The following is a 20238-nucleotide window of genomic DNA, read 5'->3' on the forward strand; positions in this document are numbered from 1 at the left end:
CGCGTCAGTGAAAATGTGACCCTTCGGCGAAAGGCCGGCTAGCAGAGGCGGAGGCCGGCGTCGCGCTCGTTGTTGTTGCCGCCGGAGAAGAACACCTCGGAGACCCAGCCCCATTTGCCGTTGTCGGCCTCGGTGTAGGCCCACCAGTCGTTCTTGTCTCCCTGATAGGTGTATTCACCGCCCTTCGCCTGGCACTCGAACCAGTTCGCCGAGCCGCCGTCGACCAGGGTGCCGACCTTGGTCCACGAACTGTTCAGGACGGGGACGTTCCCGCGCCACAGCTTGCAGTATTGGACCGTCGTTCCGGCATGGTGGAATTTCGCTCCGCACGGTGAGTTGTCCGTTGCGTGAGCAGCGGGCGTCATGGCGACACTGGCGAGACCGACCGCGACGGCTCCGGCGGCCGCCACTCGCGCGATGGTTGACTTCTTTGGCATCTGATCCTCCTGGATCGACGTGGGGACCGACCCGGGATCGGGCCGGCTCCTGCAACGTAGGATCCGGCGGGGTGCAGCCTGCCGGCGATCATCACCGTCGGGGCCCAAGATCAGCCCGCAGACGGACTGTGGGTCGATCCTGAGGCGTACGGGGTCCTCAGCCCAGCCACAGCAGGACGACGGCGATGATCATGACCGCTGCGGTCAGGCCGTGGACACCGAGGGCGCGGGCCCGACTGCCGTGGTTCGCCAGCACGACGGACATGTCGCCGATCGGGATCAGCGTCTCGACCATGAACACCCAGGGCAGCGCTGCCGGCTGGACGAACATCACCAGGATCGGCGCGATGCCACTGGCGATGTCGCGTACGCCTTTCAGCTGCCACCATCCCCGAGCCGGAGGATCCGGGAGGTTCGGCAGCCCGAAGCCAGCCGCGTTGGCCTGATTCTTCAACAGATACATGATTCCCACGTAGATGATCATGACGCAGGGCAGCCAGACCAGTATCAGTCCGATGAGGTGCATGGTTCGCTCCGTATGGTAGCAGTGCTAGAAATACGAGCGATACTACGACCGGGGCGCAACAATGTCTAGCGGTGCTAGATTGTCTGCCATGGCGATATCCGATCGACGAGCCCGGGAGCGTACAGAGCGGGAGCAGCGGATCCTCCGGGTGGCCCGTGAGGTGGCCGAGCGGGACGGCTGGGAGGCCGTGACCACCCGCCGGTTGTCGGAGGCGATCGAGTACAGCCAACCTGTGCTGTATTCACATTTCCCGGATGGCAAGGCCGGCATCGCTGCTGCGCTGGCCCTGGTCGGCGCTCGGGAGCTCGGTGCGGCGATCCGGGACCGCCGGGGGACTGCACGGGCGCCGCGGACGCTCCTGTTACGGCTGGCCGAAGCCTATCTCGGCTTCGCCGAGGCGAATCCCGAGCTCTACCGGATCATGTTCACGGCGCCGACGACACTGGTCTTCGCCGACCCCGGCTCACCCGCCCCGTTGAGGGACGCGTTTGCCGCGGTGCAAGAGTCGGTGACGCCGGCGGCGGGCCCGGACGACCCCGGGATCCTTGCCGAGGTTGTGTGGAGCGCGCTGCACGGGCTGGCGATGCTGGGCCGTGCCGGCCGACTCTCGGGGCCGAACCACGACGCGCGGGTCCGGCTCGTGGTCGACCGGTTCAGCGGTCCCGACCGAGCAAGATCGCCAGCCGGTTGAACTCGAGGTCCCAGCCCTCGGTATGCCCGTCCGCCTCGGTCGGGTCGACAAGATCACGATGAGTGAGCCACGGTGGCTGCCACGGGCCGTGTAGCTGCCGCCCATGATCAACTCGTACGAATGGCGGGCAGCTACCACCCCCTTGAATTCGATGCTCAGTTGCGGATTGGGGGAGTACCACCGACCCGCAGTTCCGGGTCCGTCCGGGCGCGGAACAGATCTTGGCGGGACGCCCGGAAATGGCGCACCAGTCTTGTACTCGCGGTCATGATCACCTTTTCGTCGGTGGCTGCCTGGTCTCGACCAGCTCGCCGAGGCGATCGAGCGTCGCGCTCCAGTAGGCGGTGCGATCGGCAAGCCAGCGTTCGGCCTGTCGGAGCGGCTGCGGGCGGAGTAAACCGATCGGTAATCTATCCGTCAAGCGGGGCGCCCGCCCCCGAACCGGGTCTACGACTGCCCGATGACGCTCATCTGGTCGAAGCGCTCCAGGATGACGCCCTCGCGCAGCGCCCACGGGCAGAGCTCGAGCTCCGGCAACTCGAAGATGTCCATGCAGGCCTCAGCCACGAGTGCGCCGGGGACGATCTGGTGGGCTCGGCTGCTGGAGACTCCGGGCAGTCCGGACAGCTCCTCCAAGGACATGTCGATCAGCTTCGCGACCCAGTTCCGCAGCTCTTCGCGCGGCAGCACGCGCCGCACCAGCGGGCCTTCCGCACTCGGTGCGGCGCCGCAGATCCGCGCCAGCGAGCGGAATGTCTTGGATGTCGCCGCGGCTCGGTCCGGCGAGCCGCCCCGCAGCAGGTGACCGGCGTCGTGGGCGATCTGGGCGCGAATCGACCTCCGCAGGTCCCGCAGCGACCCTTCGTCGAGGGGTGACCCCAGCCGCGAGCGGGCAAGTCGCGCCGCGCCGAGCGGCAGCGACCAGGCCGCGTCGGGCGCCTCGTCCGGTCCGGCGGCGATCTCCAGCGAGCCGCCGCCGATGTCGAAGACCGCCAGCCGGCCGGCCGACCAGCCGAACCAGCGGCGTACGGCCAGGAAGGTCAGCCGCGCCTCGTCCTCACCGGACAGCACCGAGATCGCGACCCCGGTCCGCTCCCGCACCCGGTCCAGTACGGCATCGGTGTTGACGGCATCGCGGACCGCAGAGGTCGCGAAGCCGAGCATCTCCTCACAGCCCTTGTCCTCGGCGGCGCGGACGGCCGTAGCGGCGAATTCAGTCAGCGCGCTGATCCCGGTCGGCGTGACCGCGCCGTCGGAATCGAGGTGTTCGGCCAGCCGTAGCGGCTCCTTGATCGAGAACGCCGGCAACGGCGCCGCCCCGCCGTGGGCATCGACCACCAACAGGTGTCCGGTGTTGGAACCGATGTCGAGTACGCCCAGCCGCATGCGCCAACGGTATCGGCCCGCCCGTCACCCACGCCCCACCGGCCGAGGGGTCACATATTCCTCAATCTGCGCGGCGTGTCGTCGGACGTGATCCGTCAGCCCCGACGACACGCCGCAGAAATCAGGGGATTTGTGACTCCTCGGCGAAGTGGCAGGCGGCGTACCGGTCGTCGCCGAGATCGCGCAGTTGCGGCGGGGGATCGGTCCGGCAGACGTCCTCGTCGCGCGGGCAGCGGGGGTGGAACGGGCAGCCGGAAGGGATGTGACTGAGCTCGGGCGGCCGGCCGCCGATCGCCTCGAGTTGCTGGCCCTTCTGGTCCAACCGCGGGATCGAGCGCAGCAAGGCACCGGTGTACGGATGCGCCGGGCGGGCGAAGATCTCCTCGACCGGGGCGGCCTCGACCATCCGCCCGGCATACATCACGTTGACCTGGTCCGCGACCTCGGCGACGACCCCCAGATCGTGGGTGATCAGGATCAGCCCCATCTCCCGCTCGGCCTGGATCTCGCCGAGCAGCCGCATGATCTGGGCCTGCACGGTCACGTCCAGGGCGGTGGTCGGCTCGTCGGCGATCAGTACCTCGGGCTCCAGGGCGAGCGCCATCGCGATCATCACCCGTTGCCGCATGCCGCCGGAGAACTGGTGCGGATACTCCTTGATCCGCTGCCGGGGATTCGGCACCTGGACCAGGTCCAGCAGGTCGACGGCCCGGTTCCTGGCCTCGGACCGCGGAACGTGCCGCCTGGATCGCAGTGCCTCGGTGAGCTGGAACCCGACCGTGTAGACCGGATTCAGGGCGGCCAGGGCGTCCTGGAAGACGATCGCGATGTGCTCGCCGCAGACCGCCCGGTGCTCCGGCTCGGGCAGTGCGAGCAGGTCCTGGCCGCGGAAGCGGATCTCGCCGCCGCTGATCCTGGCCGGCGGTGTCTGGAGCAGTCGCATGATCGCCTGCGCGGTGACGCTCTTGCCGCTGCCGGATTCGCCGACGATGGCCAGCGTGCGGCCGGCCTCGAGCGTGAATGTCACGCCGTTGACCGCGGAGACGACCTCGCGTCCGCTCCGGAACTCGACATGCAGGTCGTCCACCTCGAGCAGTGGCGCGACTGCCCGGTCGGCGCGCGTGTCGGTCAGCGTCTCGGTCATGATCACTTGAGTTTCGGGTCGAGGGCGTCACGGAGGTTGTCGCCGATCACCACAAAGGACAGCACGGTCGCCAGCAGGCAGCCCAGCGGGAACAGCAGCAGGTACGGATATCCGCCGGTGAACCAAGGAGCCCCGCTGCTGATCATGATGCCCCAACTGATCGCCGGCGGCCGGACTCCGATTCCGAGGAAGGCGAGCACGGCCTCGGCCGAGATCACCCCTGCGATGGCCGTCGGTACGAGAGCGGTCACCGAGGCGATGGCGTTCGGCAGGATGTGGCTGAACATCAGCCGCAGGTCCGAGGCGCCCAGCGCCCGGGCGGCCCGTACGTAGTCCAGGTTCTTCGACTCCAGGACCGCCGCCCGGACGTAGCGGGTGTAGCCCATCCAGCCGAATCCGGTGAGCACGATCGCCGGTTGCACGATGGTGGCGAAGTCTCCGTCTCCGGCGTCGATGTTGCGGAACAGCGACAGCAGCAGCAGCGCGGCCAGCAGCAGCGGGATGACCAGGAAGACCTCGAGCAGCCGGGACACGACCGCGTCCACCCAGCCGAGGTAGAAGCCGGACAACAGCCCCAGAGCGATCCCGATGATCAAGGAAGCCCCGACGACGGTGAACGCCAACAACAACGACGGGCGGGCGCCGTGGGCGAGCTGGGCCAACACGTCGCAGCCGGATGGATCGGTGCCGAAGGGATGCGGATGCCCGAAGCCCTGCGGCTTGATCTTGGCGACACTGATGTCGCAGTGCTGTGGATCGGTCCGGCTGAACAGCCCCGGAAACGCGGCGACCACGATGAAGAACAGGCTGACCAGGGTTGCCAGGATCACGTCGGGGCGGCGCAGCATGTGCCGGCCGACCGTCGCCCAGGTCCCGCCCGGCTGGTCGGTGACGACTTCCAGATCGACGGCGGCGCTAGTCAAGACGGATCCTCGGGTCGAGCGCGGCGTAGGCGAGGTCGACCAGCAGCATCACGCCGATCGTCACCACCGACAGGATCGTGACGATGCCGACCACCACGGAGACGTCGCTCTTCTGCACCGACTGCCACAGCAGGTTGCCCATCCCGCGGATGTTCATCACGCCCTCGGTGATCACCGCACCGGACAAGGCGTCGGCGAAGACGAAGCCGACGGCCGTGACCACTGGGACCGATGAGTTCCGCACGATGTGGTACGCGGTGACGTGGGCATTGCTCAGCCCCTTGGAGCGGGCGGTCCGTACGTGTTCGGCGTTGTAGTTCTCCAACTGCGCTGCCCGGACCAGTCGCAAGAACGGCGCACACCCGGTCAGGCCGAGCAGGAGCCCGGGGATGATCAAGGTCAGCCACGGGTGCTCCTCGCTGTAGGACGGTTTGAAGAGCAGCGCCGGGATCGAGTCCGAGCCGAAGGTCCGGCGGGCCCAGGTGGTCAGCGGCACGGTGAAGATGAAGCGGTAGACAACCAGCATCACGAACACCGGGAAGGCGTCGATCAGCACCGACGTCAGCCGGATCGAGTGATCGATCGGGCGGCCGCGGAAGCGCGCCGCGACCGAGCCGAGCAACATCCCGATGATCAACCAGGTGATCGTCACGATCACGAACAGCCGCAGCGTGTTGGGCAGCGCCTGGGCCAGCAGGTCGGTCAGCGGCCGGCCCTCGAGGTCGGTGCCGAAGTCGCCGTGGGCGTACTCCGACAGCCGGTGCCAGAACGGGCCGAGGCAGGGGTTTCCCGGTTGCTGGTAACAGGAATCCCCCAGCCCGTAGCGGACCTCGACGGCATGCAACTGGGATGCGGTCGGGACGTGATCACCGAAGAACGCCAACGCCGGGTTGCCGTTCAACTGGATCGCCAGAGTGGTCAGCAGGTGCAGCAGGAGCAGGACCAGCAGTACGGTGAACAGCCCGAGCAGCACCCGCCTGATGACGTAGGAAACCAAGATCGATCAGGGCGTTCTTCGGTCAGCCGACGTACTTCAGCAGCCGGAGTTCGGTCGCGCCGCTGAACGGATTGATCGCCACGTTGTCCACCCGGTCACTGTAGAAGGTGACCGAGTTGGAGTAGTCGAGCGGGATTGTCGGGAAATCCTTGGCCAGCACCTGCTCGGCCTGGGCGTACTTGGTGATTGCGGTGTCGATGTCCGGTGCGTCGTCGCCGGCCTTGATCGCCTTCTCGAAGGCCGCGTCGTAGTACCCGAAGTTGGTGTTGCCGTTCTTCGGATCGCCACTGGCGTAGACCTCGGCCAGGAAATTCTCGTTCAGCGGGTAGTCGGGGAACCAGTTGTTGCGGAAGGCGCCGTCGAATTTGCGGGCGCTGCGCTCGGCGAAGAAGTCCTCGCTGGGGATCAGCTTGTACTTGATGCCGAGGTTGAGCGTGATCTGGTCGCCGATGGCCTTGAAGTACGCCTCGGAGGTGTCGTCCTTGCCCAGGTAGATGTTGAGCGTCTGTCCGGCCGGCCAGCCGCCGGCCTTGGCCAGCGCCGCCTTGGCGGCAGTCGGGTTGAACGTGCACCACTGACAGGTACCTGCCTTGCCGCCCGGAATGTTCGGCGCGACCCAGCTGGTCGCCGGCACCGACTGACCCGGGATCACGGCGTTGATCACCTTCTGCCGGTCGATCGCCATCGAGATCGCCTTGCGGAAGTCGATGCTGTCCCACGGCCCCTTCTTGTAGAGCGGGAAGCCGAGATAGGTCAGGTCTGCGGTCTCCTTGGTGACCTTGCGGGAGCTGAGGTCGGGATCGCTGTTGGCCTGCTGCCACTGCTCGGGCGGCGGCGCACCGAGATCGAGATCGCCGGCCTGGAAGTCCGGCCAGGAGCTGGATCCTGCGTACTCCTTCCAGTCGATCTTGTCGTAGTTCGGCGTCTCGGAGAGCTTGTAGTCCTTGCGCTTGCTCGCGGTCAGCTCGGTGCCCTGGTTCCAGTTGTCGATCACGAACGGACCGTTGCCGATCGGCTTCTTCGTGCAGGCCTTGATGTCGGCGATGCAGGCCTTGGCGGCCGGATAGAAGCCGGTGTAGCCGAGCATGATCGAAAAGCCGGCGAACGGCGCGGTGAGGGTCACCTGGAGGGTCTGCGGATCGATGACCTTCAGCCCGGACAGCGACTTGGCCTTCGGCTTGACGGTCACGTTGCCGTCGTCATCGGTCTCGCCCTGCATGGCGTCGTAGCCCTTGATGCGCTTGAAGTAGTAGTTGTTCGCCATCGCGTTGGGGCCGTACGCGGAGTAGTTCCAGGAGCGGGCGAAAGATGCCGCATCAACCGGCTCTCCGTTGGAGAAGGTCAGGCCGTCCTTGATCTTGATCGTCCAGACCAAGTTGTCTTTGGTCTGGATGCTCTGGGCGACGTAGTTGTACGGCTTGCCGGTCTTGGCGTCGTAGCGGACCAGCCCGTCGAAGACGACGTCCAGGACGCCGATGTTGTCACCGACGCTGGAGTCCATCGGCAGCAGGGTGTCGACGTCCTGACCGAGCGCCAGATGGATGGTCTTGGCGGTGTCGCCCGACCCACCGTCCTCGGAGGTGGAGCCGCTGTTGGAACTGCAAGCGGCGGTGGCGAGCATGGCCAGGGCCGCCGAGACGGCCAGGCCACGCTTCACGAGAAGACGGGGTGTGATGAGAAGACGGGGTGTGATGAGAAGACGGGGTGTGATGAGAAGACGGGGCGTGATGAGAAGACGGGGCGTGACGGTGAATCGTCGTCCAGGAGTGCGGTTGGGCAACATGATCCTCTTCCGGTGAGAACTGCGGCCCTCAATCTGGCACGGAAACGACTGCCTCGCGACCAAGATCGCAGGTTTGTTACGTCACCGTAGCGTGACGGCGGAGATTTCTTCCGAGCCGGTCGTTGTCAGTCCTTGTTCGCGAGTTCGGCCAGCGCCGTACCGGTCAGCCGGTAGGTGGTCCAGTCCTCCATCGCAACGCCACCGATTCGGTCGTAGACAGCGATCGCCGGAGTGTTCCACTTGAGCACCGACCACTCCATCCGGGCGAAGCCGTTCGTGGTGGCTATCCCGGCCAGATGCCGCAGTAATGCGCCGCCGAAACCGCGGCCCCGGAAGGCGGGGCGGACGAAGAGATCCTCCAGGTAGAGGCCGTGGCGGCCCTCCCAGGTGGAGAAGTTGTAGAAGTAGAGGGCGAATCCGGCGACCTCGTGCTGGTCGGTCTCAGCGATCCGGCAGAAGACGCGGGGATGCTCGCTGAAGAGAGCCGCGCGCAGATCCTCGACGGTGGCGCGGGCCTGGTCCGGGGCCTTCTCGTAGGCGGCGAGTTCCTTGATCAAAGCAACGATCTCATCGAGGTCGTCTTCGGTGGCTTCGCGGATCGGCATGCCGGTCACGGTAACCGATGGCCACGGGGCCGAAGACGAAGATGGGCCCTGAGCCTGTCGCGGAGGCGACCGGACAACCCGGTCGATCGACAGGCCCAGGACCCTCGGGGGGACGCCGGCGAGATCAGCTGGGGGTGATCAGGCCGGACGACCAGCGCCGTTGTAGGGCATGTACTTCATTTTGATGTATTCGATGGGCTGACCGGGCTCTCCGGCGTGAATTACCTTGCCGTGTCCAGCATAGATCGCCACGTGGCTGCGCCCGCCGTAGAAGAAGACCAGATCGCCGAGTCTCAGGTTGGACTTCGACACATGCCTGACCTGGCGGTACTGGGTGGTCGAGTTGTGTGCCAGCTTGATCCCCGCCGACTTGTACGCCGCCATGGTCAGGCCGGAGCAGTCGAAGGAGTGCGGGCCGGCGGCACCGTAGACGTAACTGTCACCGAGATGGGCCTTGGCGTACTTCAGTGCCTTCAGCTCCGCCTTGGAGCTGACGACCTTGGCCTTCTTGGCGTGCTTGGCCTTCGACTTGTGCTTGGTGCTGCTCTTGTGGACCAACGACGGGCTGGAGACGCTGTGGCCGTCGTGCAGCAGCACGTTCCACACCCGGTAACCGGCGATGCCGTTCTGACGCCAGCCGTGCCTGGCCTTCAGGGCGTTGACCCGTGCCTTGGTCTGGCTGCCGAAGTATCCGGTGTCCGGAACGTTCTTGCCGTTGGCGCTGAGTTCGCGCTGCAGGCGTACGACCATGGCCCCGGAATCGCCCTGGTGCAGGGTGGGCGCTTTGTGGGCGACATTGGCGGAGGCGGGCTGGGCGGTGCCGGCGACAAGGCCGCCGACGATCGCCGCTCCCGCGGCCAGACCGACAGTAGTTCTGCCTGCCTGCTTCAGAAAGGCACTTCCTGGCTCGGGGACCGGCGTAGCGGCCCGGCGTGGTGTGACCTTGGCTTGGTTGGATGGCTTCGACGCACTGAGGTCGGCGCGCCGCGCCGCCGGCTTCGGGCCGGATGCGCGCATGCTGTGACTCCCCTCGGTATGAACACAGCCGGCGGGGAACGAGGATCCCGCTGGTTGATGCCCCGACATCCCGACGGTGGGGCATGGTCCGGGACGTTATCTTTTCGAGACATTCGATGGCAAATGGATCGGGTGGTCCTCAAGGAGAAACTTGGAGCTTCCAAAGAAACCGCTGAGTGACCCGTTGTCTGGTTTCGGCTGGTTCTGAGGTGGGTACTCGCTGCCGGTCAATCTCAGGGGAGTCGGCGCCTGATACGGCTGTGACGGATGAGCCTGCGGAGGCCGCGCAACGGCGGTCACCCAGGTCGCTCACCAGGCTGGTCACCAGGTGAAGGGGCGGCCGGTCATGTACGACCAGGCCTCCGCGGGAGCGCGCAGGGTGGCCATCGCATGGGCTGCGACATCGGCCTGTTGCGGCCAGTGGTGCTGACCGTCGGTGCCGTCGGTGTCGTCGGGGGCGTCATCATCAGGGGCGGGGCTGATATCCGGCCCACAGGCGGCGATCCAGGCCGTACGCTCCTGCGGCGATTCGCCACCGTGACCGCCGGCGTCGACGTGGCCGTGGTCGGTGACGGCGATCACCGTCCAGTCCTCACCCCGGCGGCCCTCGATCGCCGCCAGGAGCCGGCCGATCCGGCGGTCGGAGGCGATGATCGACTCCTCGTACAAGGTGCTGACACCGTGCCGGTGGGCTATCTCGTCCGGTGCGCCGAGATAACAGACCAGCAGGCTGCCGGCACCGCCATCGTGCTCGGCGATGAACCGCGCCGCCTGCGCAGTGATCAACTCGTCCAGCTCACTCCAGTCCGGCTCGTGCTCTGCCGGCAGGCCCGGGCCGACGCCGCCGCCCGCGAACAGCGGCCCACCGCTGTCGGCGGTGACCAGCGGCGGCCAGGCCGCGCCGACCCAGGTCTCGATGCCGGGGCGCAGCCTGCCTGCCAGCGTCAGGACGTCCGGAAAGTCGGCCAGCATGTTGCCGCGGAAATCGTTGTTGAAGATCCTGTGCCGGTCGGCGAGCACACCGGTGAACACGGTCGCCCAGCTCGGGCCGGAGATGGTCGGTCCGGCGTCGTTGACCCGGGTCGGGACCAGGAAGCCGCGTTCGGCGATGCTGTCGAGATGAGGAGTCGGCAGCCGGCGCACACTGTCATAGCGGACGCCGTCGATGCCGATCACCAGTACGTGGTCAGTGCTCATGTAGTGCTCCATCCCGGTCGTGTCCGCGGTCGCCTCAACCGGCTCGGGAACCTATCAGCGCACCGGAACGGGTCACGTACGAGATCATGGACGTGCGCGTAACGCTGGGTGCCGCTAGTGAGGATCCGACAGGGGATCCGACAGGGAGGATCAGGAGGGATTTGGCCGCGGTCGTCCGGGGTCGTAGGCTTGGATCTACCGAAGACCGCTGGTCGATCGCACGTCTGGATCCGAAGAGTTCCGATATCGGAACGACCCGCGCAGGTATGACTGGAAGCTCCCACGACGGGGGCGCGTCCTGACCGATGCGCTTGCGACGTAGTTCGCCCCGGTGCCTGCGCACCCGGGGCGTTTTTGTTTTCCGGGACGCTTCGCTTCCGGGCGTTTGGGACAGGCCCATCGGCTTCGGTGCCGGGCGGCAGTTTGCCGACCGGGTGAGAAGAAACCGAAGGGAGACCCATGGCGAGGCCGGACAAGGCAGCCGCCGTCGCGGAGCTGAAGGACAAGTTCACCAGCTCCAACGGCGCCGTGTTGACCGAGTACCGCGGTCTCACCGTCGCGTCGCTGCGCGAACTGCGCCGCTCGCTCGGTGAGGACGCCACCTACGCCGTGACGAAGAACACCCTGACCCAGATCGCAGCCCGTGAAGCGGGCATCGAGGGGATCGACGAGCAACTCGCCGGCCCGACCGCGATCGCCTTCATCGACGGTGACCCGGTCACCGTCGCCAAGGGCTTGAGGGACTTCGCCAAGGCCAATCCGCTTCTGGTGATCAAGGGCGGCGTGCTCGAGGGCAAGACCCTCAGCGCCGACGAGGTGAACAAGCTCGCCGATCTCGAGTCGAGGGAGACGCTGCTTGCCAAGCTGGCCGGTGCCATGAAGGGCACCATGGCAGGTGCGGCATCCCTCTTCAACGCCCCCCTCAGCCAGGCAGCCCGCGTGATCGCTGCCCTGGAAGCCAAGGCCCAGGAAGACCCTGGAGTTATCGCGGGTGCCGGCACAGCCGCCGCCGGCGAGGCCGCGGCGCCGGAAGCCACCGAAACTGCTGCAGCACCCGCTGCGGAAGACAGCACCCCCGCAGCAGACGCTGCAGACGAGAACTAAGGAAGGACGCCGATCATGGCGAAGCTCAGCACCGAAGAGCTCCTTGACGCCTTCAAGGAGATGACGCTGATCGAGCTCAGCGAGTTCGTGAAGAAGTTCGAGGACACCTTCGAGGTCACCGCGGCCGCTCCGGTCGCCGTTGCCGCCGCGGCCCCGGCCGCCGGTGGTGCCGGTGACGCCGGCGCCGAGGACACCGGTTCCGACGAGGTCGACGTGATCCTCGAGGCCGCCGGCGACAAGAAGATCCAGGTCATCAAGGAGGTGCGCACCCTCACCTCCCTCGGCCTCAAGGAAGCCAAGGACCTGGTCGAGAGCGCGCCGAAGGCTGTCCTGGAGAAGGTCGCCAAGGACGCTGCCGACAAGGCGAAGGAGGCCCTCGAGGCCGCCGGCGCCACCGTCACCGTCAAGTGACGATCTGAATCAGAAGCACACACCGCTGCCGCGGTCCCGTTGTCGGGGCCGCGGCAGCGGCGTTTCGTCTTACGGTGTTTCGCCTTGCAGGCGGACCCGGGTTGAGTATGCTCACATGGCGTACGGACCCGAGGTGCCTCACACCAGCTGTGACACTTCGTGCGAACCGGGTCACCGAGGACTCGGATCGGATGGTCCTTGAGCGGCGTGCCCGTCGGGGTTTACAATCCGCGACTCGCGTTGTACTCTGTTATTTCGCCCATGCTTTCCGTCGACCCGTTTCACTTGAATCCACTTGACACGGGTCGTTTGGCGTGCGTGGGATCGGGACGCGAACCGGAGCCGGTCCGCCCCCGCAGCTTGTAACTGTCAACTGAATAGACGCAACCCGCCGAACCGCCCGCGAGTTCTCGGAAGGACCACTCTTGGCCGCCTCGCGCACCGCCTCAACCCGTACGAAGTCTCCTGTCATGACTTCCGGCCGGATCTCTTTCGCCAAGATCGACGAGCCCCTCGAAGTTCCCAATCTGCTGGATCTGCAGACCCGGTCCTTCGACTGGCTGATCGGCAACGACGTGTGGAAGGCCCGCGTCGAAGCCGATTTGGCCGCCGGTCGTACCGACGTCAACACCAAGTCAGGACTCGAAGAGGTCTTCGAGGAGTTGTCCCCGATCGAGGACTTCTCCCAGACCATGTCGCTGTCGTTCCGCGACTATCGCTTCGAGCCGCCGAAGTACTCGGTCGAGGAGTGCAAGGAGCGCGACGTCAACTACGCCGCCTCGCTCTTCGTCACCGCCGAGTTCATGAACAACGAGACCGGCGAGATCAAGAGCCAGACCGTCTTCATCGGCGACTTCCCGCTGATGACCGACAAGGGCACGTTCATCGTCAACGGCACCGAGCGGGTCGTCGTCTCCCAGCTGGTCCGGTCCCCGGGCGTCTATTTCGAGCAGACCCCCGACAAGACCTCCGACAAGGAGATCTTCACCGCCAAGATCATCCCGTCGCGCGGTGCGTGGCTGGAGTTCGAGATCGACAAGCGCGACACCGTCGGCGTGCGGCTGGACCGCAAGCGCAAGCAGAATGTCACCGTGCTGCTGAAGGCGCTCGGCTGGACCGATGCCCAGATCCTGGAGCGTTTCGGCGAGTACGAGTCGATGCGGCTGACCCTGGAGAAGGACCACACCTCCACCGCTGACGAGGCGCTGCTGGACATCTACCGCAAGCTGCGCCCGGGCGAGCCGCCGACCCGTGAGGCCGCCCAGACCCTGCTGGAGAACTACTACTTCAACCCGAAGCGGTACGACCTGGCCAAGGTCGGTCGGTACAAGATCAACAAGAAGCTCGGTGTCGACCTGCCGTTCGACCAGCAGGTGCTGACCATCGAGGACATCGTCTCCACGATCGAGTTCGTGGTCGCGCTGCACGAGGGCAAGGAGAGCCTGCCGTCGACCAGTGGCACCGACCTGGTGATCGAAGAGGACGACATCGACCACTTCGGCAACCGCCGGCTGCGGACCGTCGGCGAGCTGGTTCAGAACCAGCTGCGTACGGGCCTGTCCCGGATGGAGCGTGTCGTCCGCGACCGGATGACCACTCAGGACGTCGAGGCCATCACCCCGCAGACGTTGATCAACGTCCGCCCGGTGACCGCTGCGCTGCGCGAGTTCTTCGGCACCTCCCAGCTGTCCCAGTTCATGGACGACACCAACCCGCTGGCCGGCCTGACGCACAAGCGCCGGTTGTCGGCACTGGGTCCGGGCGGTCTGTCCCGTGACCGGGCCGGCATGGAGGTCCGCGACGTGCACACCAGCCATTACGGCCGGATGTGCCCCATCGAGACCCCTGAGGGCCCGAACATCGGCCTGATCGGTTCGCTGGCGAGCTTCGCCCGGGTCAACGCGTTCGGCTTCATCGAGACGCCGTACCGCAAGGTCGTCGACGGCCAGGTCACCGACCAGATCGACTACCTGACCGCCGATGAGGAGGACCGCTTCGACGTCGCCCAGGCCAACGCCCAGGTCGACGAGAACGGCCGCTTCACCGAGGAGCGGGTACTGGTCCGCAAGCGTCACGGCGAGACCGACGAGATCCACGCCGCCGACGTCGACTACATCGACGTCTCGCCACGGCAGATGGTCTCGGTCGCGACCGCGATGATCCCGTTCCTGGAGCATGACGACGCGTCCCGGGCCCTGATGGGCTCGAACATGCAGCGCCAGGCAGTTCCGCTGGTCAAGTCCGAGGCGCCGTTCGTCGGCACCGGCATGGAGTACCGCGGTGCGGTCGATGCCGCCGATGTGACCACTGCCAAGGCTCCCGGCGTCGTCCAGTCGGTCTCGGCCGACCTGGTCGAGATCGCCCAGGACGACGGCACCTACAAGGTCTACAAGCTGGAGAAGTTCCAGCGCTCCAACCACGGCACCTGCATCAACCAGCGTCCGCTGGTCTCCGCCGGTCAGCGCGTCGAGGTCGGTACGCCGATCGCCGACGGTCCCTGCACCGACGGCGGCGAGATGTCGCTGGGCCGCAACCTGCTGGTCGCGTTCATGCCCTGGGAGGGCCTGAACTACGAGGATGCGATCATCCTCAACCAGCGGCTGGTCCAGGACGACGTCCTCACCTCGATCCACATCGAGGAGCATGAGGTCGATGCCCGCGACACCAAGCTGGGCGCCGAGGAGATCACCCGCGACATCCCCAACGTCAGCGAAGAGATGCTGGCCGATCTCGACGAGCGCGGCATCGTCCGCATCGGCGCCGAGGTCGGCACCGGCGACATCCTGGTCGGCAAGGTCACCCCGAAGGGCGAGACCGAGCTGACCCCGGAGGAGCGGCTGCTGCGCGCGATCTTCGGTGAGAAGGCGCGTGAGGTCCGCGACACCTCGCTGAAGGTCCCGCACGGTGAGTCCGGCACCGTCATCGGTGTCCGGGTCTTCGACCGCGAGTCCGACGACGAGCTGTCCCCGGGCGTCAATCAGCTGGTCCGGGTGTACGTCGCCCAGAAGCGCAAGATCCAGGACGGCGACAAGCTCGCCGGCCGGCACGGCAACAAGGGCGTCATCTCCAAGATCCTGCCCGCCGAGGACATGCCTTTCCTGGAGGACGGCACCCCGGTCGACATCATCTTGAACCCGATGGGTGTGCCGAGCCGGATGAATGTCGGCCAGGTGCTGGAGACCCATCTCGGTTGGGTCGGCAAGCAGGGCTGGGACGTCGAAGGCGTCGACGAGCCCTGGGCCGAGCGGTTGCGTACGGTCGGTCTGACTCACGTGCCGGGCGATTCCCGCCTGGCCACGCCGGTCTTCGACGGCGCCCGCGAGGAGGAGATCACCGGTCTGCTCGCCAACACCCTGCCCAACCGGGACGGCCAGCGGATGGTCAACTCCGACGGCAAGGCCAAGCTGTTCGACGGACGGACCGGTGAGCCGTTCCCGGATCCGGTCGGTGTCGGCTACATCTACATGCTGAAGCTGCACCACCTGGTCGACGACAAGATCCACGCTCGCTCGACCGGCCCGTACTCGATGATCACCCAGCAGCCGCTGGGCGGTAAGGCGCAGTTCGGTGGCCAGCGGTTCGGCGAGATGGAGGTCTGGGCACTGGAGGCGTACGGCGCCGCCTGGGCCCTGCAGGAGCTGCTGACCATCAAGTCCGACGACATCCCGGGCCGCGTCAAGGTCTACGAGGCGATCGTCAAGGGCGAGAACATCCCCGAGCCGGGCATCCCCGAGTCGTTCAAGGTGCTGGTCAAGGAGATGAAGTCACTCTGCCTGAATGTCGAGGTGTTGTCCAGCGACGGCACCGAGGTCGAGTTGCGGGATTCCGACGAGGACAACTACCGCGCCTCGGACGAATTCGGCATCGACCTCTCCCGTCGCCCCGGCGCCGATCTCGGAGTCGAAGAAGTCTGACCGCCACGGTCAGTCCCAAGAGCCAACACCAACCTCTGCTAGTTAAGAGATAAGAGAGACAGACACTGTGCTCGATGTGAACTTCTTCGACACGATCCGGATCGGTCTGGCCAGCGCCGACGAGATCCGTGCATGGTCCTATGGCGAGGTCAAGAAGCCGGAGACCATCAACTACCGGACCCTGAAGCCGGAACGTGACGGCCTGTTCTGCGAGAAGATCTTCGGTCCCACCCGGGACTGGGAGTGCTACTGCGGTAAGTACAAGCGGGTCCGCTTCAAGGGCATCATCTGTGAGCGCTGCGGCGTCGAGGTGACCCGATCCAAGGTCCGGCGCGAGCGGATGGGCCATATCGAGCTCGCCGCCCCGGTCACCCACATCTGGTATTTCAAGGGTGTCCCGAGCCGCCTGGGCTACCTGCTCGACATCGCCCCGAAGGACCTCGAGAAGGTCATCTACTTCGCGGCGTACATGATCACCGGCGTCGACGACGAGGCGCGGCATCGCGACTTGAGTTCGCTGGAGGCCAAGATCGACACCGAGCGCAAGCAGCTCGAGGGTCGGCGGGACTCCGACATCGAGAACCGGATGAAGAAGCTCGAGGAGGACATGGCGACCCTCGAGTCCGAGGGTGCCAAGTCCGACGCCAAGCGCAAGGTGCGCGAGGGCGCCGAGCGCGAGGTCAAGCAGCTGCGTGACCGGGCCCAGCGCGAGCTGGACCGGCTGGACGCGGTCTGGAACCGGTTCAAGAACCTCAAGGTCCAAGACCTCGAGGGCGACGAGATCCTCTACCGCGAGATGAAGAACCGGTTCGGCCGGTACTTCGAGGGCTCGATGGGTGCCGACGCGATCCAGAAGCGACTGCAGACCTTCGACCTGGACGCCGAGGCCGCCAACCTGCGCGAGACCATCCAGACCGGTAAGGGCCAGCGCAAGACCCGTGCCCTGAAGCGGCTGAAGGTCGTGTCCGCGTTCCTGCAGACCCGCAACGCCGCTGACGCGATGGTGCTGGACGCCGTTCCGGTCATCCCGCCGGATCTGCGCCCGATGGTGCAGTTGGACGGTGGCCGGTTCGCCACGTCCGATCTCAACGACCTGTACCGTCGCGTGATCAACCGGAACAACCGGCTGAAGCGACTGCTGGATCTCGGTGCACCGGAGATCATCGTCAACAACGAGAAGCGGATGCTGCAGGAGGCCGTCGACTCGCTGTTCGACAACGGTCGCCGCGGCCGTCCGGTCACCGGACCGGGCAACCGTCCGCTGAAGTCGATCTCCGACATGCTCAAGGGCAAGCAGGGCCGGTTCCGCCAGAACCTGCTCGGCAAGCGCGTCGACTACTCCGGCCGTTCGGTCATCGTCGTCGGCCCGCAGCTCAAGCTGCACCAGTGCGGTCTGCCGAAGGCGATGGCCCTGGAACTGTTCAAGCCGTTCGTGATGAAGCGGCTGGACGACCTGAACCACGCGCAGAACATCAAGTCCGCCAAGCGGATGGTCGAGCGTCAGCGTCCGGTCGTCTGGGACGTCCTGGAAGAGGTCATCGCCGAGCATCCGGTGTTGCTGAACCGCGCACCGACCCTGCACCGGCTGGGCATCCAGGCCTTCGAACCGCAGTTGATCGAGGGCAAGGCCATCCAGATCCATCCGCTGGTCTGCACCGCGTTCAACGCCGACTTCGACGGCGACCAGATGGCTGTGCACCTGCCGCTGTCCGCCGAGGCCCAGGCCGAGGCCCGGATCCTGATGTTGTCGACGAACAACATCCTGAAGCCGGCCGACGGCCGCCCGGTCACCATGCCCACCCAGGACATGATCATCGGCGGCTACTTCCTGACCATGGATCGCGAAGGAACCAAGGGAGACGGCCGGGTCTTCGGCTCGGTCGCCGAGGCCCAGATGGCTTTCGATCTCAAGGAGATCGACGTCCAGGCCCCGGTCCGGATCCGGATGCGGGACATCGTCCCGCCGGCCGGTCAGGAGTTGCGTGCCGATGGCACCATCCTGCTGGAGACGACCCTCGGTCGGGCGCTGTTCAACGAGGCGCTGCCGGACGACTACCCGTTCGTCAACCACGAGGTCGGCAAGAAGCAGCTGGGCACGATCGTCAACGATCTGGCCGAGCGCTACCCGAAGGTCGAGGTGGCCGACTGCCTGGACAACCTGAAGGCGCTCGGCTTCCACTGGGCGACCCGCTCGGGCGTGACGGTCTCGATCGGCGACGTGTCGACCCCGGCCGACAAGGCCGAGATCCTGTCCGAGTACGAGAACCGGGCCAAGAAGATCGACACCCAGTACGACCGCGGCCTGATCACCGAGGACGAGCGGCGCCAGGAACTGATCGAGATCTGGACCGACGCCACCAGCGTGCTCGGTACGGCGATGGAGAAGAACTTCTCCAAGGCCAACCCGATCTACATGATGGTGCACTCGGGCGCCCGCGGGAACATGGTGCAGATGCGGCAGATCGCCGCTATGCGCGGCCTCGTGGTCAACCCCAAGGGCGAGATCATCGCGCGGCCGATCAAGTCCAACTTCCGTGAGGGCCTGACCGTGTTGGAGTACTTCAACTCCACCCACGGTGGTCGTAAGGGTCAGGCCGACACCGCACTGCGGACCGCCGACTCGGGTTACCTGACCCGGCGTCTGGTGGATGTCAGCCAGGACGTGATCATCCGCGAGGAGGATTGCGGCACCGAGCGTGGTCTGACCAAGACCATCGCCACCCGGGAGGGAGGCGAGGGGTCGAACGGTGTCCTCGTCGCCGACGAGCATGCCGAGACCGCGGTGTACGCCCGGACCCTGGCGATCGACGTCCTGGACTCCGACGGCAACGTGCTGCTGCCGGCCGGTGTCGATCTCGGCGATGTCAACATCAAGTTGCTGATCGACAACGGCATCACCCAGGTGCGGGTCCGCAGCGTGCTCACCTGTGAGTCCGCCTCCGGTACCTGCGCGATGTGCTACGGCCGGTCGCTGGCCAGTGGCAAGCTGGTCGACGTCGGCGAGGCGGTCGGTATCGTCGCGGCGCAGTCGATCGGTGAGCCGGGCACCCAGCTGACCATGCGTACCTTCCACACCGGTGGTGTGCTGGGTGGCGACGACATCACCCAGGGTCTGCCGCGTGTGGTCGAGCTGTTCGAGGCCCGACAGCCCAAGGGCAAGGCGCCGATCGCCGAGTCCGCCGGCCGGGTCGAGATCGAGGATGGTGACCGCTCCAAGAAGTTGATCATCACTCCCGACGACGGCTCCGACAAGATCGAGATCGCGGTCAGCCGCCGGGTCCGGTTGCTGGTCGACGAGGGCGATCACGTCACGGTCGGTCAGCAGTTGACCGCCGGTACCCCGGATCCGCAGGACGTGCTGCGCATCCTCGGTGTCCGCAAGGTGCAGGAGCACCTGGTGGAAGAGGTCCAGAAGGTCTACGGGACCCAGGGTGCCGATATCCACGAGAAGCACATCGAGATCATCATCCGGCAGATGCTGCGCCGGGTGACGGTGATCGAGTCCGGTGATTCCGAGCTGCTCGCCGGCGACCTGGTCGACCGGCCGTCGTACGAAGCCGCCAACCGCAAGGTGGTGGCCGAGGGCGGCACCCCGGCCTCGGGTCGTCCGGTCCTGATGGGCATCACCAAGGCCTCGCTGGCCACCGAGTCCTGGCTGTCGGCGGCCTCCTTCCAGGAGACCACCAAGGTCCTGACCGATGCTGCGATCCACGGCAAGTCCGACTCCCTGGTCGGTCTGAAGGAGAACGTCATCCTCGGCAAGCTGATCCCGGCCGGTACCGGCCTGGAGCGCTACCGCAACATCCGGGTGGAGCCCACTCCGGAGGCGCGGGCGCAGGCGTACTCGATGGTCGGCTACGACCCGTTCGACTACGACTTCGGCTCCGGCAGCGGTGCTGCCGTGCCGCTGGAGGAGTTCGACCTGGGCGACTACCGGTAACGTCCCCCGATCCGCACTACCTTCCGAGATCCGCACCAGCTGCAGCTGGTGCGGATCTCGGCTTTTGGTGCGGATCGCCTGTCCACGGCGGAGCGAGGCCCGATCTTGCGCGGGTTGTCCCGCTGGTCGACGGCGTGGCGGCCGGCGATGTAGCACTGGCAAG

Annotated in this window: 15 protein-coding genes; 5 read left to right on the plus strand and 10 right to left on the minus strand. The window is 66.2% G+C overall.

Annotated features, from left to right (window positions below):
• Positions 1-38: 38 nt before the first annotated feature.
• Positions 39-437 (minus strand): hypothetical protein, encoded by a 399-nt coding sequence (locus tag IEY07_RS19480; protein ID WP_188897070.1) that lies wholly within the window; start codon positions 435-437, stop codon positions 39-41.
• Between the two features lie 157 nt (positions 438-594).
• On the minus strand, positions 595-963 hold the full coding sequence (locus IEY07_RS19485) for a DUF4267 domain-containing protein (protein ID WP_188897071.1): 369 nt from the start codon (positions 961-963) through the stop codon (positions 595-597).
• 88 nt (positions 964-1051) lie between these two features.
• On the opposite strand from IEY07_RS19485, the gene IEY07_RS19490 reads away from it, so the two are divergent.
• Entirely contained in the window at positions 1052-1654 is a 603-nt protein-coding gene (locus IEY07_RS19490) for a TetR/AcrR family transcriptional regulator (RefSeq protein ID WP_188897072.1), read from the plus strand.
• A gap of 447 nt (positions 1655-2101) precedes the next feature.
• Here the strand turns inward: IEY07_RS19490 and IEY07_RS19495 are convergent, their stop codons facing one another.
• The 8 genes from IEY07_RS19495 to IEY07_RS19530 all read right to left on the minus strand — a co-directional run bounded on the left by IEY07_RS19495 (position 2102) and on the right by IEY07_RS19530 (position 10706).
• Complete coding sequence (locus IEY07_RS19495; RefSeq protein ID WP_188897073.1) at positions 2102-3040, minus strand: Ppx/GppA family phosphatase; 939 nt, start codon at positions 3038-3040, stop codon at positions 2102-2104.
• A 121-nt stretch (positions 3041-3161) separates the two neighbouring features.
• The gene (locus IEY07_RS19500) at positions 3162-4184 is read right to left on the minus strand and encodes an ABC transporter ATP-binding protein (RefSeq protein ID WP_188897074.1); all 1023 of its coding nucleotides are present in this window, start codon (positions 4182-4184) and stop codon (positions 3162-3164) included.
• Between the two features lie 2 nt (positions 4185-4186).
• Positions 4187-5107, minus strand: coding sequence for an ABC transporter permease (locus IEY07_RS19505; RefSeq protein WP_229670374.1), 921 nt, complete (start codon positions 5105-5107; stop codon positions 4187-4189).
• Positions 5100-6104 (minus strand): ABC transporter permease, encoded by a 1005-nt coding sequence (locus tag IEY07_RS19510; RefSeq protein ID WP_188897075.1) that lies wholly within the window; start codon positions 6102-6104, stop codon positions 5100-5102. The genes IEY07_RS19505 and IEY07_RS19510 overlap by 8 nt, the downstream gene beginning before the upstream one ends.
• 22 nt (positions 6105-6126) lie before the next feature.
• Entirely contained in the window at positions 6127-7761 is a 1635-nt protein-coding gene (locus tag IEY07_RS19515) for a peptide ABC transporter substrate-binding protein (RefSeq protein WP_188897076.1), read from the minus strand.
• A gap of 251 nt (positions 7762-8012) precedes the next feature.
• On the minus strand, positions 8013-8492 hold the full coding sequence (locus IEY07_RS19520) for a GNAT family N-acetyltransferase (RefSeq protein WP_188897077.1): 480 nt from the start codon (positions 8490-8492) through the stop codon (positions 8013-8015).
• A 138-nt stretch (positions 8493-8630) separates the two neighbouring features.
• The gene (locus IEY07_RS19525) at positions 8631-9509 is read right to left on the minus strand and encodes a C40 family peptidase (RefSeq protein ID WP_188897078.1); all 879 of its coding nucleotides are present in this window, start codon (positions 9507-9509) and stop codon (positions 8631-8633) included.
• A gap of 321 nt (positions 9510-9830) precedes the next feature.
• Positions 9831-10706, minus strand: coding sequence for an alkaline phosphatase family protein (locus tag IEY07_RS19530; RefSeq protein WP_188897079.1), 876 nt, complete (start codon positions 10704-10706; stop codon positions 9831-9833).
• Between the two features lie 459 nt (positions 10707-11165).
• Between IEY07_RS19530 and rplJ the strand changes: the two genes are divergently transcribed.
• The 4 genes from rplJ (at position 11166) to IEY07_RS19550 (ending at position 20075) form a co-directional block, all read left to right on the plus strand.
• Positions 11166-11810, plus strand: coding sequence for a 50S ribosomal protein L10 (gene rplJ, locus IEY07_RS19535; RefSeq protein ID WP_188897080.1), 645 nt, complete (start codon positions 11166-11168; stop codon positions 11808-11810).
• A gap of 15 nt (positions 11811-11825) precedes the next feature.
• Positions 11826-12221 carry a 50S ribosomal protein L7/L12 gene (gene rplL, locus IEY07_RS19540; RefSeq protein WP_188897081.1) on the plus strand — a complete coding sequence of 132 codons (396 nt, stop codon included), beginning with the start codon at positions 11826-11828 and terminating at the stop codon, positions 12219-12221.
• 425 nt (positions 12222-12646) lie between these two features.
• Entirely contained in the window at positions 12647-16135 is a 3489-nt protein-coding gene (rpoB, locus tag IEY07_RS19545) for a DNA-directed RNA polymerase subunit beta (RefSeq protein ID WP_188897082.1), read from the plus strand.
• Positions 16136-16202: 67 nt separating this feature from the next.
• Positions 16203-20075, plus strand: a complete 3873-nt coding sequence (locus IEY07_RS19550) for a DNA-directed RNA polymerase subunit beta' (RefSeq protein WP_188897083.1) — start codon at positions 16203-16205, stop codon at positions 20073-20075.
• Positions 20076-20238 lie beyond the last annotated feature (163 nt).

It is taken from the genome of Microlunatus endophyticus (assembly GCF_014646195.1).
GTDB lineage: Bacteria > Actinomycetota > Actinomycetes > Propionibacteriales > Propionibacteriaceae > Microlunatus > Microlunatus endophyticus.

What these genes read in the sequence shown, in the direction of transcription:
- IEY07_RS19480 (WP_188897070.1), bottom strand. Translation starts at nt 437, where the DNA reads ATGCCAAAGAAGTCAACCATCGCGCGAGTGGCGGCCGCCGGAGCCGTC.
- IEY07_RS19485 (WP_188897071.1), bottom strand. Translation starts at nt 963, where the DNA reads ATGCACCTCATCGGACTGATACTGGTCTGGCTGCCCTGCGTCATGATC.
- IEY07_RS19490 (WP_188897072.1), top strand. Translation starts at nt 1,052, where the DNA reads ATGGCGATATCCGATCGACGAGCCCGGGAGCGTACAGAGCGGGAGCAG.
- IEY07_RS19495 (WP_188897073.1), bottom strand. Translation starts at nt 3,040, where the DNA reads ATGCGGCTGGGCGTACTCGACATCGGTTCCAACACCGGACACCTGTTG.
- IEY07_RS19500 (WP_188897074.1), bottom strand. Translation starts at nt 4,184, where the DNA reads ATGACCGAGACGCTGACCGACACGCGCGCCGACCGGGCAGTCGCGCCA.
- IEY07_RS19520 (WP_188897077.1), bottom strand. Translation starts at nt 8,492, where the DNA reads ATGCCGATCCGCGAAGCCACCGAAGACGACCTCGATGAGATCGTTGCT.
- IEY07_RS19525 (WP_188897078.1), bottom strand. Translation starts at nt 9,509, where the DNA reads ATGCGCGCATCCGGCCCGAAGCCGGCGGCGCGGCGCGCCGACCTCAGT.
- IEY07_RS19530 (WP_188897079.1), bottom strand. Translation starts at nt 10,706, where the DNA reads ATGAGCACTGACCACGTACTGGTGATCGGCATCGACGGCGTCCGCTAT.
- rplJ (WP_188897080.1), top strand. Translation starts at nt 11,166, where the DNA reads ATGGCGAGGCCGGACAAGGCAGCCGCCGTCGCGGAGCTGAAGGACAAG.
- rplL (WP_188897081.1), top strand. Translation starts at nt 11,826, where the DNA reads ATGGCGAAGCTCAGCACCGAAGAGCTCCTTGACGCCTTCAAGGAGATG.